This is a genomic window from Candidatus Rokuibacteriota bacterium (genome assembly GCA_030647435.1).
In the GTDB taxonomy this organism is placed as follows: Bacteria; Methylomirabilota; Methylomirabilia; order Rokubacteriales; family CSP1-6; genus AR37.
This window is the reverse complement of record JAUSJX010000030.1, coordinates 1-13697: the sequence shown is the minus strand read 5'-3', so window position 1 is coordinate 13697 and position 13697 is coordinate 1. Positions and strand designations below refer to the sequence as shown.

The following is a 13697-nucleotide window of genomic DNA, read 5'->3' as shown; positions in this document are numbered from 1 at the left end:
TCTGTGTGGAGCGCCCCGGTGGACGGCGCCCGCTCGCCGCCTCGCGGCTCCGGTGTGCCTTGTCCCGCGCGCGCTGAAAGGATCGGCGTGAGATGCCACGGTTCGTCCGCGCGGTGACACGGCCCCCAGGGCCGCTGGGTCGGAGAACAGGCGTTATGTTGCTTACGCGCTCTCGACGAAGCCGAAGCCGCGCGAGCGCCCGGTGCCACGATCCATCACGACTGCGGCCGATTCGAGGCCCCCGGCAGCCGCGAACAGCTCGCGCAGGCGTTCGTTCGACGTGGAAAAGGCCAAGCCTCCGATGAAGGATTTGTGCGCCATGGTAAGCCTCCAGACAAGACTCCCGCAGGGCATGGCAGTCTCTGGAACGCGGAAGAGTGAACCAGGGTCGAGGTCTGGTGAGGAGGGAGGCCCGCGACGAACCGACAGCCGGGTCAGACACAAGGATCATGACGCCTCTGCATCCCGGCGGTGATCTTAGTTTCGAGCCACGCGGGTCAGAGGCTTCCTGTACACTGACACCACCTCGAAGACGCGCTGTGCGGGGCCGGGCGCCCCCGCCACCCTCTCGAATTCCCGAGCAGTTCACGGTCTCCCTTCGGCGCCGCGACCGTTCCTCGAGGCTCACGTTCAGGGCACGACAGGGAGATCCATGGCTGCCGCTCATCGGTCGACGGAGCTGACCCCCGAGACGCTCGAAGAGCCGATCCGGGCGGAGCTCTTCGGTGTCGAGCGCCTCGAGCAGCACGCCGAGAGCCTGGCGGCCGCCCAGCCCGTCCTCAGCGGATCCGTCAGGGGACGTCCACTGCTCCCGCGCGTCCAGGACAACGGGCGCGTGTTGCGCGAGACGTATCGCGCGGTCGCCAAGGCGATCCGCGAAGAACGCTCGATCGTGCCGGCGGCGGAATGGCTGGTCGACAACTTTCACATCGTGGACGAGCAGCTGCGCGAGATCCGCGACGACCTGCCGGCGAGCTTCTATCGCGAGTTGCCCAAGCTGACCGGCGGGCCTTTCGCCGGCTATCCGCGCGTCTACGGCATCGCCTGGGCCTTCGTCGCGCACACGGATAGTCGCTTCGATCCGGACACGCTCCGCCGGTTCGTGCAGGCCTACCAGCGCGTCCAGCCGCTGACTATCGGCGAGCTCTGGGCGGTCGCGATCACCCTTCGGGTCGTGCTGGTGGAAAATCTCCGGCGGCTCGCGGAGAGCATCCTCCGCGGGCGCGCGGCACGCGAGGAGGCCGACGCGCTGGCGGACGATCTCCTCGGACTCGGCGGCCTCCCCTCCACGCCGACGGAGTGGGGACTCTGGCGCTTCGAGGGTGCCCCGCTGGTGACCGCCTTCGCGGTGCAGCTCGTCCAGCGACTCCGCGATCAGGATCCCGCGGTCACGCCCGCGCTCCAGTGGCTGGACCAGCGCCTGGCGGCCCAGGGGACGACGTCCGACGACATCGTGCGGGTCGAACACCAGCGGCAGGCCGCGATGAACGTCACCGTCCGGAACGTGATCATGAGCATGGGCCTGATGTCCGCGCTCGACTGGACGGAGTTTTTCGAGAGCGTCAGCTTGGTCGACGACGTGCTCCAGGCGGACGTCAACTACGCCGTGATGGACTTCGCGACGCGGGACAGCTACCGGCACGCGATCGAGGAGCTCGCGAGAGGCTCGAGCCGCGCCGAGCTCGACGTCGCCCGAGAGGCGATCGCCCAGGCCGCGCGGAGCGAGGTGCGCGACGGCCGGCGGAATGAGCCGGGGTTCTATCTCGTCGGGGGCGGGCGGCTGGCCTTGGAAGCTACACTCGGCTTCCGAACCTCACTGCCGCGGCGGCTGCTTCGCGCATATATCGCGGCGGCAACGTTCGGGTACCTCGGTACGATTGCCCTCCTCACCCTGGGCCTTCTCGCGCTGCCCCTCCTGGCCGCCTGGGCATCCGGCGTGGGACCGACGGCCCTTGTCGTGCTCGGGCTCCTGGCCGTCATCCCGGCTTCGGATCTGGCGATAGCGCTCGTGAATCGCTTCGTCGCGACCGTGGTCAAACCGAGGTCGCTGCCGCGGTTCGAGCTTCGAGGCGGTGTCCCGCCGGCCCTGCGCACCATGGTCGTCGTCCCGACACTGCTGACCGCCCGCGGCGAGATCGACGAGCAAATGGAGCGGCTGGAAGTGCACTATCTGGCGAACTCGGACGGTGACCTTCGCTTCGCCATCCTCTCCGACTGGACGGACGCGCCCGCGGAAACCATGCCGGGCGACGAGGATCTTCTGGCGGCGGCACGCGAGCGCATCGCGGGGTTGAACCAGCGCCATGGAGCGGCCGCGGATGGTGGCGATCGATTCCTCTTCTTTCACCGCCGCCGGCTCTGGAACGAGCGCGAGGGGGTCTGGATGGGGTGGGAACGCAAGCGCGGGAAGCTCCACGAGCTGAACCGCCTGCTTCGAGGAGCGACCGATACCACCTTTCTGCCGGCTCCGGGCCCCGCCGCCGCGGCGCCGCCGGACGTCCGCTACGTCATCACCCTCGACGCGGACACACGCCTGCCGCGAGGCGCGGTCAACCGGCTGGTCGGCACGATGGCGCATCCCCTCAATCGGCCCAGGTTCGATCCAGCGATAGGTCGCGTCGTCGAAGGGTACGGCGTGCTGCAGCCCCGGGTCACGCCGCTCCTGCCGGGGCGCCGGGGTTCCATCTTCCAACAGCTCTCGTCAGGTCAGTCCGGCATCGACCCGTACGCGGCGGCCGTGTCCGACGTCTACCAGGACCTTTTCGGGGAGGGCTCCTACACCGGCAAGGGGATCTATGATGTGGACGCGTTCGAGTCGGCCCTGGCAGGGCGGGTGCCGGAGAACGCGCTCCTGAGCCACGACCTCTTCGAGGGCCTGTTCGCGCGCGCTGGCCTGGTCACCGACGTCGAGCTGTTCGAGAGCGCCCCCCCGCACTACGGCGTCGCCGCGGCCCGCCAGCATCGATGGGCGCGTGGCGACTGGCAGCTGCTGCCCTGGATTCTCCGGGCGCGGATCCCGTTGATCGGGCGCTGGAAGATGGCGGACAATCTGCGCCGCACCCTGTCGGCCCCGACCGCTTTCCTCACATTGGTCGCCGCGTGGGCCATGCGGGGCACGTCACCCGCGACGTGGACTGCGTTCGTCCTCGCCACCATCGCGGTCCCGGCGCTCCTGCCGGCCCTCAACGGGCTGATTCCGCGGGGGCGCGGCATCTCCAAGCGCAGCCACCTGCGCGCGGTCGGCCGCGATTTCCTCCAGGCCGTCTCGCAGATGGCGTTCGTGATCACGATGCTGGCGCATCAGGCCTGGCTGATGAGCGACGCGATCGTGCGGACGCTCATTCGCGTGTACGTGACGCACCGCCATCTATTGGAGTGGGTCACGGCGGCACAGGCAAGGTCCGGGCTCGGGCTCGATCCCTGGGGCTTCTATCGCCGCATGGCCGGGGGGCTTGCTCTCACCGTGTCCGCGGCGGCCATCGGCGGCTGGCGGCGGCCCGATGTCTTGGCCGCCGTGGTGCCCTTCCTGCTGCTGTGGATGGTCTCCCCTGCGGTGGCGCGATGGGTCAGCTCGCCTGGGCTCGCCGCCCGGAACGCGCCGCTCTCCGCAGCCGACGCGCGCGCGCTCCGGTTGATCGCGCGCCGGACGTGGCGGTTCTTCACGACGTTCGTGGGTCCGGAAGATCACTCGCTGCCCCCGGACAACTTTCAGGAAGACCCGAAGCCCGTCGTGGCTCACCGGACGTCGCCCACGAACCTGGGCCTCTATCTCCTGTCAACCGTGGCCGCTCGAGATTTCGGATGGATCAGCACGCTCGACGCCGTCGATCGGCTGGAGGCCACGCTCCAGACGATGCAGCGCCTCGAGCGTTTCCGCGGTCACTTCTTCAACTGGTACGACACGACGGACCTCCGTCCGCTCGATCCGCGCTACGTGTCGTCGGTCGACAGTGGCAATCTCGCGGGCCACCTCATCGCGCTCGGGCACGCCTGTCGGGAGATCATCGAGCGGCCGCTCCTGCCTCAGACGGCTCTCGCCGGGATCGAGGACGTCGCGCTCCTCGTCCGTGAGTCGGCGCACGTCCCGGCCGATGGCCGGCGCACGCGTTCGGTCACCCGGCAGCGGCTGGACAAGGCCTTGGACGCCGTCTTGGCGGCAGTCAAAGAGGTGCCCGAGGCGGCCGAGTGGTCGGGGCGACTCGCCGGGCTCAAGGCCCATGCCCGCGCCGTGACGGACCTCGCGCGGGGCCTGGTCGAGGGCGATCGCATGAGCTCGCCATCGAAGGAGCCTTCGGAAGAGGTGATCGTCTGGGCTCTCGCCTTGCACGCCACCATCGAAAGCCATACCCGTGATCTCGATGGGACGAGCCCGATGTCCGAGCTTCTGATCCAGCGCCTGACGAAGCTCGCTCAGATCGCAGAAGCGGTGGCCAGGGGCATGGAGTTCGGCTTCCTTTTCGATCCGGTGCGGAAGCTCTTCTCGATCGGCTACCGTGTCGCGGACGGCAGTCTCGACTCCGGCTACTACGACCTGCTCGCCTCGGAGGCCCGCCTCACGAGCTTCGTCGTGATCGCGAAAGGCGATGTCCCCGTCTCGCACTGGTTCCGGCTGGGCCGCGCCTTGACGCCGGTGGAACAGGATTCCGTGCTCGTGTCCTGGTCGGGCTCGATGTTCGAGTACCTGATGCCCGCCCTCGTCATGCGCGCGCCGGCGGAAAGCCTGCTGGATCAGACATGCCGGCTCGTCGTCCGGCGCCAGATCAGCTACGGCGCGGAGCGCGGCGTGCCCTGGGGAGTCTCGGAGTCCGGTTACAACGCCCGCGACCTCGAGATGACCTACCAGTATTCGAACTTCGGCGTGCCCGGCCTCGGGCTCCGGCGGGGGCTGAGCGACGATGTCGTCGTCGCCCCGTACGCGACCGCGCTGGCGGCCATGATCGATCCAGGGGCCGCGGTCCGAAACTTCCAGCGTCTCGCGGACGCCGGCGGCAGCGGCATATACGGTTTCTACGAAGCTCTCGACTACACGCCGTCCCGGCTTCCCGAGAACGCCCTAGTGGCCATTGTCCGCGCGTACATGGCGCACCACCAAGGCATATCGCTCGTCGCCCTCGACAATGTCCTTCACGGCGGGATCATGCGCGCGCGCTTTCACACCGAGCCCCTTGTCCAGGCGACCGACCTCTTGCTGCAGGAGCGGACACCGCGAGACGTCGCGGTCGCCCGACCGCCTGCGGAAGACGTGATGACGATCGGCGACGCGCGAGAGTTCGTCCCTCCGGTCGTCCGGCGCTTCACCACGCCCCACGGAGCGCTCCCGCGCACGCATCTCCTGTCGAATGGGCGCTATGCGGTGATGGTCACGGCCGCGGGCTCCGGGTACAGCCGCTGGCGCGACATCGCCGTGACCCGCTGGAGAGAGGACGTCACGCTCGACGTGGGAGGCACATACGTCTACCTCCGCGATGCGTACAGCGGCCAGAGCTGGTCGGCCGGCTACCAGCCCACCGGGCGCGAGCCGGACAGGTACGAGGTGGTGTTCTCCGAGGACCGGGTCAAGATCGCCAGGCAGGATGGCTCGATCACCACCACGCTCGACGTGCTCGTCTCTCCGGAGGACGACGCCGAGGTGCGCCGGGTCTCGGTCATGAACCTGGGGACACGAACCCGGGAGCTCGAGCTGACATCGTATGCCGAGGTTGTGCTGGTGCCGCCGGCAGCCGATGCGGCCCACCCCGCGTTCTCGAACCTCTTCGTCCAGACTGAGTGCGTTCCCGAGCTGGACGTGGTGCTCGCGACGCGCCGGCCGAGATCGCCTGACGAGCCGCGGCTCTGGCTGGCGCACGTGGTGGCCGTCGAGGGCGAAACCGTCGGCGACCTCCAGTGGGAAACCGACCGCGCCCGGTTTCTCGGCCGCGGCCACGGGGTCCGGATGCCCCTCTCGCTGCTCGATGGCCGGGCTCTCTCCAACACTGTGGGCTCCGTGCTGGATCCGATCGTGAGTCTGCGACGGCGGGTGCGCATCCCCCCCGGGCTCACCGTTCGGGTGTCGTTCTCGACCATGGTCGCGCCGTCGCGCGAGGAGGCTCTCGGCCTCGCCGAGAAGTACCGCGACGCGATGATGTTCGACCGTGCCGCCACGTTGGCGTGGACCCAGGCGCAGGTGCAGTTGCATCATCTCGGCATCGGGCCCGACGAGGCCCACCTCTTCCAGAGCCTTGCCCGTCGCGTGCTCTTCCTGGACCGGACGCTCCGGCCCTCTGCGGACGTGCTCACGCGTGACACGGGCGGTCCCGCGGCTCTGTGGCCACACGGGATCTCGGGGGATATCCCGATCGTCCTGGTGCAGATCGACGAGCCTGACGATGTGGGCATCGTGCGGCAGCTGCTCCGCGCCCACGAATACTGGCGGTTGAAGCAGCTCGCGGTCGACCTGGTGATCCTCAACGAGCGGGCGCCCTCGTATGTGCAGGACCTGCAATCCTTGCTGGAGGCGCTGGTCCGCACGAGCCAATCGGCAGCGGCCCACGAGGGACACGCGCCGCAAGGCAGCGTGTATATTCTGCGATCGGACCGCATCACGCCATCGCAGCGCGATGTCCTGCTCGCCGGGGCCCGCGCGGTGCTGTCGAATCGGCGTGGCACATTGGCCGAGCAGATCACGCGCGAGCAGCGACCCGAGACCCCGCCGGTCGCTCCCCTGCGGCGGCCGCCCGCGACCAGGCCGCCGCCGGCCCCCCCGCTGCCACGGCCGGAGCTCGAGATCTTCAACGGCCTGGGAGGCTTTGCGGCCGAAGGGCGGGAGTACGTGACGCTCCTCGAGGCGGGGCACCACACACCGGCCCCCTGGATCAATGTCATCGCGAATCCGGCATTCGGGTTTCAGGTCTCCGAGTCGGGATCCGGGTACACTTGGTCAATCAATAGCCGGGAGAACCAGCTCACCCCGTGGTCGAACGACCCGGTCAACGACCCGCCGGGCGAGGCCATCTATGTCCGGGATCAGGAAAGCGGCGAGATATGGAGTCCCACGGCGCTGCCGATCCGGGAGGTGGGCCAGCCCTATATCGCTCGACACGGCCAGGGCTATAGCCGCTTCGAGCACGTCTCCCACGGCATCTCGCTCGAGCTTCTGCAGTTCGTGCCGCTCGAGGACCCGATCAAGGTGTCCCGCCTGACGGTGCGGAATGCATCGGGCCGGGCGCGGCGGTTGTCCGTGACCGCCTATGTCGAGTGGGTGCTCGGGGTGTCGCGCAGCGCCTCCGCCCCGTTCATCGTGACCGAGATCGACCCGGATACGAAGGCGATGCACGCGCGCAATACCTGGAGCAGCGACTTTGCCGGCCGCGTGGCGTTCGCCGATCTCGGCGGGGCGCAGACGGCGTGGACGGGTGATCGGACGGAGTTCCTCGGGCGGAACGGCGTCCTCGAGCGCCCGGCGGCCCTCACTCGCGAGGGTCGACTCTCTGGGCGGGTCGGCGCCGGAATCGACCCGTGCGGTGCCCTCCAGACCATCGTGGAGCTTCGCGCGGGGGAGCGCGCCGAAGTCGTATTCTTCCTCGGCGAGGCCGCGACGCGCGAGGAGGCGGGCGCCTTGATCGCGCGCTACCGGACGGCCGACCTCGACATGGTTTTGCGGGCCGTCGAGGACCGCTGGGACAACGTGCTTGGCGCGGTCCAGGTGAGGACTCCGGACCGGTCCCTGGATCTGCTGCTCAACCGCTGGCTCCTCTACCAGACGCTCGCGTGCCGGGTCTGGTCGCGCTCGGCCTTCTATCAGGCGGGTGGAGGCTATGGATTCCGCGACCAGCTCCAGGATGTGATGGCCCTGTCGGTGGCGACGCCGGGAATCGCGCGCGAGCACATCCTTCGAGCCGCGGCCCGCCAGTTCGTGGAGGGCGACGTGCAGCACTGGTGGCACCCGCCCTCCGGCCGCGGCGTTCGCACACGGATCTCCGACGATGCGGTCTGGCTGCCGTACTCCGTTCTCCACTATCGAGACACGACCGGAGATGCGGCGGTGCTGGACGAGGTCGTGTCCTTCCTCGACGGGCCGACACTCGCGACGGGGCAGGAGGAATCATATTTTCAGCCGGGCGTGTCATCGGAGCAGGGAACCCTTTTCGAGCACTGCGCCCGCGCTCTCGACCGGGCGCTCGCCGTCGGCGCTCACGGCCTTCCCTTGATGGGCACGGGCGACTGGAACGACGGCATGAACCGGGTCGGCCGGGAGGGGCGCGGGGAAAGCGTCTGGCTCGGGTGGTTTCTCCATGCGACGCTCCGCGAATTCGCGCGTGTCGCCGAGGACCGCGGCGACCAGGTGCATGCCGCCGCGTGGCGAGAGCATGCGGGCGCGCTCAAGGTTTCCTTGGAAGCGCAGGCGTGGGACGGCGACTGGTATCGCCGTGCCTATTTCGACGACGGCACACCGCTCGGATCCATCGCGAGCGAGGAATGCCGGATCGATTCGATCTCGCAGTCCTGGGGAGTGATCTCGGGCGCCGCGGAGCCGGTCCGCGCGGCGCGGGCAATGGCCGCGGTCGACGAGCATCTGATTCGGCGGGACGAGGGACTCATGGTCCTTCTCGCCCCGCCATTCGACCATACGGCTCTCGATCCCGGCTACATCAAGGGCTATCCCCCGGGCATTCGCGAGAACGGCAGCCAGTACACCCATGCCGCTCTCTGGTCCGTGATCGCCTTCGCTACGCTGGGCGAGGGAGACAAGGCGTACGGGCTTTTCTCGCTGTTGAACCCGATCAACCGTGCGAGCACCCGCGCGAACGCCGATCGCTACAGGGTCGAGCCGTATGTCGTGGCCGCCGATGTGTACGCCGAGCGTGCCCACGTCGGTCGCGGCGGCTGGACCTGGTATACGGGCTCGGCGGGGTGGATGTACCGGGCCGGCCTGGAATGGCTGCTCGGATTCCGTGTGCGGGGGGAGTTCCTTCACCTCGACCCGTGCATCCCGCGGGGCTGGCCGCGCTTCGAGATTGTCTTCCAGTATCACTCGGCGCGCTACGAGCTCACGGTGGAGAACCCGCGCGGTGTCTCGCGCGGCGTCTCGAGCGTGGAGGTGGACGGGGCAGCTCCCGTCTCCGGCGGCGGGCCGCTCCGGCTCATCGATGACGGCGCCACCCACTCCGTTCGCGTTGTGCTCGGCTAGTTAGTCCGGCTTCGCGGGCCGGGGGATCTGCAAGGCGTCGAAGCGCTGGAGCCGGTCCTGACCCAAGGCACGATCCCAGACCTCGGCCAGCCGCGTCGGAGAACAGGCGTTGTGTTACTTAGGCGCTCACATACGCCGCGCGAACCGCTCGATGCCGTCCTGGCAGCGGACGCATGTCTGCACCTCGGGCACGGCGTGCAGCCGCGCCGGGGAAATCCGCTCGGCACACTCCACGCACACGCCGTACTCACCGTCGTTCAGCCGGTCGAGGGCGGCCGACAGACGCTTCACGCGCTCTACCACCCTCTCGCGCGTGGCGAAGCTGATCTCCCGGTTCTCGTTGGCCTGGATCTCGTCAACCTCGTCAGCGAAGCGGGAGTTGTCGCGGATCGCACCAGGCAGCTCCTCAACCGCTACGGCCCCGCCGAGCTGGCGAAGTCGAAAGAGAGCCGCCGTCAGGTTGTGATTGAGCCGCTTTCTGATGTCATCCATGGTGAGCCTCCTGACACCTCATGACCGGTCCCGCGTGCCTATTGGACCTCGGTCCACTCAGCCGGCGAGCCGGAGAGCGCTCGGCTCCTGAAGTCGCCGTTCGATCATCTGCCAGTCGATGTTCCGGAAGAAGGCCTCGATGTATTTGGCTCGTTCCGTCGCTTTGTAATCCGGCATGAAGGCGTGCTCCCACACATCCATCACCAGCAGAGGCCTGAAGCCCGCTGGCACGCCCTCGTGATGGAGAGTGACCCAGTGATTCGTCAGCCAGTGCATAACCGGATCCTCAAAAAGGATGACCCAGCCGACGCCACGCATCTCACCGATCGCGTGGAAGGCCGCCTGCCACTGCTCGACGGAGCCGAAGGACTCGGTGAGGGCGGCCGCCAGACCGGAGCCGCTCGCCGGTGTCAGCTCGGCGGCTGGGCTGAGACCCGAGAAGTAGTGCTCGTGCAGAATCATTCCGTTGTACTCGAAGCCCAAGCGACGGGTCAGCTCGGCGAACTCTGGGTTCTTGCCCGACGCCTGCCCGTGGCCGACCATCGCCGCGAGGTCGCCATTGAGCAGGTTGACCTGCTTCACGTATCCCGCGTACAGGGCGAGGTGCTCTGCGATCTGCGCGTCGGAGATCCCGTCGAGACCATGCAGGTCGAAGAAGCGCTCCGCATAGGGCTTCGGGACGAATGTCTTGGGGCTGTGCGTGCTCACACGTCCTCCTTTTAAAGGTTCCTCAATGCGTCGACCCGTTCTTGCGTCCCCGGATGGGTGGCGAGGAGGCCGTCGTTGCTCCCACCGGCTGTTTGTATGAGCCAGGTGAGCGTGTTGATCATCACAGCCTTCGAATAGCCGGCACGGACGAGGATGTCCACCCCGTGGCGGTCGGCTGCGTACTCTTCTGAGCGGCTATAGCTGGTTGTGACCAGAGCGCCAGCCATGGGTGTGATGCGACCGCTGCCGGGGAAGATCTGGTCGAGAATGATCATCCCGATGCCCAAGCCCGCGCCCAGCGCTTGTGCCTTTGCCACGTGTCCGAGATCGTCGTGGGCGAGTTCATGGGCCGGCACACCTCGAAGATGCTCATCGCTGGCCTTCTGAAGGAGACCACTCGTGACATAGAACTCTCCCCCGCCGGCGCCGGCCGCATTGACGTGAGGATCGTCCATGATCCCACCTTGACCTGATTCAGGGGCCACGGATCGTCCATGGCGGCGACGAGGGGGGCCATGATGCGGCGGATGCGCTCAGCCTGCTGCGCATCGAGCGGATGAGGCGCGGGCTGGCTCCTGCCCGTCTGTGTCGGCTGGGGCTCGCCTGGCGGCGCCCCTCCGACTCCGGCGCAACCAGCCGCCAGGAAGAAGATGAGGACGGCGGCGCTGCGGTGCGTGCGCAGCATCTGTCTAGGGTCCGAACACGAACGTCGCGATCACGAACGCGACACTCATGGCAAAGGCACACGCCATCGATTTGCTCATTGCAGGGCCTCCTGGTTCAGCGACTTGCATCATGCTACCCGGTTCGTGGGGCGAGTGAGTATTGGACCAAGGTCCACTGGCCCCTCATGATCCGGAGCTGTTAGCGTAGACAATGGGGGAAGGAATCCACTTGGTTCAGATTCGGCGGCTGGTGTGAAGCGAAATAAGGAGGATCACGCTATGCGATGGATACACTCGACGCGTCTTGGAGCCCTCGTGGGCGTCCCGATCGTGATGACGGCTGCGCTCACCGGCCTGGTGTGGGCGGACGAGCCGGCGTCACCGCCGCCTGCCGCGAAGGCCGCGGTGTCAGGGGCCGGCGCCAGGACCAGTCACGTGCGAGAAGTCCAGCAGGCTCTGGTGGCCGCCGGCTTCGATCCTGGTCCGATCGACGGGATCATGGGCCCGCGCACGAAGTCCGCCCTGCTGAAGTACATCGCCGTTCCTCCACCTCAGATCCCGAGCCCCGCGGACCGGGCCCTCGCGCCGTTCAGGACGAATGAGCGACGCGAGGGCCAGTGAGAGCCGCGAGCGCCGGGCACAGGAGGCCCCCATGGTCTTCGTATACGTACTGATCGCGATCCTCGGCGCGGCGGCAATGGCGTTCGCCGTCCAGAATCCGGACCCTGTGACGGTGAGCTTCCTCAACTTGCGAACCGTGAGCCTGCCGCTGTCCCTGCTGCTCCTGCTGTCGGCCTTCGTGGGCGTCCTCTTCGCGTCGGTGAGCGGCTTCGCGCGGGAGATCGAGCTGAAGCGTAAGGTCCGACAGCTCGAGAAGCGGATCGTCGAGCTGTCCGCCCCGGTGAACCAGACCCCGCGCGTGGAGAGAGGGCCGGTGCACCACGCGTTGCCGAAAGTCTGAGCCGCGCTCGGGCCCTACTTTCGGCCCCAGAGCGCCCGCCAGAGCGTGCCCGTGGACGCCGAGTGGGCCCAGCGCGAGCAGCGCAAGGTCCGGTCCCTCGCCACCTGCGCCTGGATCGCCCAGCGTCGCAAGCTGCTCCTGATCGGCCCCACTGGCGTCGGCAAGTCCTGGCTCGGCGGGGATCGCGCCGAACGCGCCTTGACCCTCATCACCAGCCAGGTGCCGGTCAAAGGCTGGCACGACCTGATCGGGGAGCGCACCCATGCCGACGCCGATTCTGCTGCCAGCAGGTCTCGGACCCTTCTGAGCACAGGACCCGACCTCTGTCCCCGTTGCCCAGCCTGACCCGACTCTTCTCCAATCCCGCTGCGATCAGTGCGTCCCGAACGAGACGAGCGCGTAGATCGCTCAGCGCGTCGTTACGCGCGCTGTAGGCCGACCCGTCCCATGAATACTTCTTCAGGGCCTCCCGCTGGTCCAGGTAACCCTGAAGCTCGATGTCAGCCGATGGATTGCGCTGCGCCCAGGCAGCAATCAGCGCAATCTTGCCTTGGCCCTCGAACCGGAGCTGCACCGTCTGGAACTGGAAGTGGACGCTATCGAGCGTCGCCCCCGCCTTTCCCTGCAGCCCTCGGGATCCTGGAGGGCCCGACAACTCCAGCAGGTCCAGGGGGACCGGGAGCCCCGACAGGCCCCTGAGGCCCAGGAGTGCCGCTTACGCCGACGGCTCCGGGGGGTCCAGCAGGTCCACGAGGTCCGGCGAGCCCCAGACGGCCCACCGCTCCCATCCAACCCGGCTCGACGAGCCGCGGTTGCGGCGTGCAAATGGTGATGGGCTTGGAGTCATCGTTATTCGTGTAGTTCAACGCGACGTACCCGTCCTGGTAGCTGTAGAAGTTCTGGGCTTTCCACCCGGGAGCCGAATCAGGGCCGACGTACCCCCGGCGCGGCGTTGACGCGCTACAGCCGGCAACCGCGACGAGGAGGCCGGCGGTTCATCTGGTAGCAGCCCTCGGTGTCTTCACCGCAGGTTCGGTTCTTCTCTCCCTCGGCTCCGGTTCGAATCGCGCCGGCCGAGGCACCCTCAGTCACCAGGGCGTCACGAATGGCCTTGACCCGCCGCTCGCTCATGGCCTGGTTATACGCGTCCGTACCACGGGGATCCGCGAAGCCCTCGATCCCGATCTCGAATGTTGGGTTCTGATTCATGAACGCCACGATCTCCTTGATCTTGCCAACCTCAGACCTTGGTCCACCTCGCGACTGCGCCCAGTAGCGTCTCCTCGGCGCCCGACCGCGCCGCCATTTGCCTTTGTCAGATACCTTCCGAAGCGGCCAGCCTGCGTATTGGACCTTGGTCCAATAGTCGAACGGAATCCCGTCATCTAAGATCCGGGATCATGGTGTCCAGGTCGCGTCGTCCAAGTAAGGAAGCCACGATGACAAGCGGGGTCCGACCGGGCTCATGGCCCGTGTGTGGGGTACCCGTGCCGCGATGTAGCGGAGCTGTCCCACTCAAAGGAACAGCTGAGTCGGCCAACCTCTCGAATTTCTTGAATTGTCTTTCTGGCACTTCGGTTGCTTCTGAAAGAGGCATCCCGAGGTGATAATCCAGCGCCTAAAGACTGGAGAGTGACGTCATGTGCCTTCAGCAGGACCGGGGACAGAGAATGCGGCAGATGGACAGCCTCATGCCCACGCTCAA

Annotated in this window: 9 protein-coding genes; 4 read left to right on the top strand and 5 right to left on the bottom strand. The window is 67.5% G+C overall.

Annotated elements, in window-relative coordinates; genetic code table 11:
* Positions 1-162: 162 nt before the first annotated feature.
* Positions 163-321 (bottom strand): hypothetical protein, encoded by a 159-nt coding sequence (locus Q7W02_05860; GenBank protein ID MDO8475712.1) that lies wholly within the window; start codon positions 319-321, stop codon positions 163-165.
* 331 nt (positions 322-652) lie between these two features.
* Here Q7W02_05860 and Q7W02_05855 point away from each other — a divergent pair, with 331 nt between their 5' ends.
* Positions 653-9166: a glucoamylase family protein gene (locus tag Q7W02_05855; protein ID MDO8475711.1), complete on the top strand. Its 8514-nt coding sequence runs from the start codon at positions 653-655 to the stop codon at positions 9164-9166.
* Positions 9167-9292: 126 nt separating this feature from the next.
* Here Q7W02_05855 and Q7W02_05850 read toward each other — a convergent pair whose 3' ends face one another.
* From Q7W02_05850 to Q7W02_05840, 3 genes are read right to left on the bottom strand one after another with little or no spacing between them, the layout of a single operon-like run.
* Positions 9293-9658: a TraR/DksA C4-type zinc finger protein gene (locus Q7W02_05850; protein MDO8475710.1), complete on the bottom strand. Its 366-nt coding sequence runs from the start codon at positions 9656-9658 to the stop codon at positions 9293-9295.
* A gap of 57 nt (positions 9659-9715) precedes the next feature.
* A complete protein-coding gene (locus Q7W02_05845; GenBank protein MDO8475709.1) occupies positions 9716-10366 on the bottom strand; it encodes a Fe-Mn family superoxide dismutase in 651 nt (216 codons plus the stop codon).
* An 11-nt stretch (positions 10367-10377) separates the two neighbouring features.
* Complete coding sequence (locus Q7W02_05840) at positions 10378-10821, bottom strand: M48 family metallopeptidase (GenBank protein MDO8475708.1); 444 nt, start codon at positions 10819-10821, stop codon at positions 10378-10380.
* A 489-nt stretch (positions 10822-11310) separates the two neighbouring features.
* On the opposite strand from Q7W02_05840, the gene Q7W02_05835 reads away from it, so the two are divergent.
* From Q7W02_05835 to Q7W02_05825, 3 genes are read left to right on the top strand one after another with little or no spacing between them, the layout of a single operon-like run.
* Positions 11311-11652 carry a peptidoglycan-binding domain-containing protein gene (locus Q7W02_05835; GenBank protein ID MDO8475707.1) on the top strand — a complete coding sequence of 114 codons (342 nt, stop codon included), beginning with the start codon at positions 11311-11313 and terminating at the stop codon, positions 11650-11652.
* A gap of 31 nt (positions 11653-11683) precedes the next feature.
* The gene (locus tag Q7W02_05830; protein ID MDO8475706.1) at positions 11684-11992 is read left to right on the top strand and encodes a lipopolysaccharide assembly protein LapA domain-containing protein; all 309 of its coding nucleotides are present in this window, start codon (positions 11684-11686) and stop codon (positions 11990-11992) included.
* A gap of 51 nt (positions 11993-12043) precedes the next feature.
* Positions 12044-12337: an ATP-binding protein gene (locus tag Q7W02_05825; protein ID MDO8475705.1), complete on the top strand. Its 294-nt coding sequence runs from the start codon at positions 12044-12046 to the stop codon at positions 12335-12337.
* Positions 12338-12952: 615 nt separating this feature from the next.
* Here the strand turns inward: Q7W02_05825 and Q7W02_05820 are convergent.
* Positions 12953-13213 (bottom strand): OmpA family protein, encoded by a 261-nt coding sequence (locus Q7W02_05820; protein ID MDO8475704.1) that lies wholly within the window; start codon positions 13211-13213, stop codon positions 12953-12955.
* Between the last annotated feature and the right edge of the window lie 484 nt (positions 13214-13697).

Coding starts and splice junctions, on each gene's coding strand:
- Q7W02_05860 (MDO8475712.1), bottom strand. CDS start 321: ATGGCGCACAAATCCTTCATCGGAGGCTTGGCCTTTTCCACGTCGAAC.
- Q7W02_05855 (MDO8475711.1), top strand. CDS start 653: ATGGCTGCCGCTCATCGGTCGACGGAGCTGACCCCCGAGACGCTCGAA.
- Q7W02_05850 (MDO8475710.1), bottom strand. CDS start 9,658: ATGGATGACATCAGAAAGCGGCTCAATCACAACCTGACGGCGGCTCTC.
- Q7W02_05840 (MDO8475708.1), bottom strand. CDS start 10,821: ATGGACGATCCTCACGTCAATGCGGCCGGCGCCGGCGGGGGAGAGTTC.
- Q7W02_05835 (MDO8475707.1), top strand. CDS start 11,311: ATGCGATGGATACACTCGACGCGTCTTGGAGCCCTCGTGGGCGTCCCG.
- Q7W02_05830 (MDO8475706.1), top strand. CDS start 11,684: ATGGTCTTCGTATACGTACTGATCGCGATCCTCGGCGCGGCGGCAATG.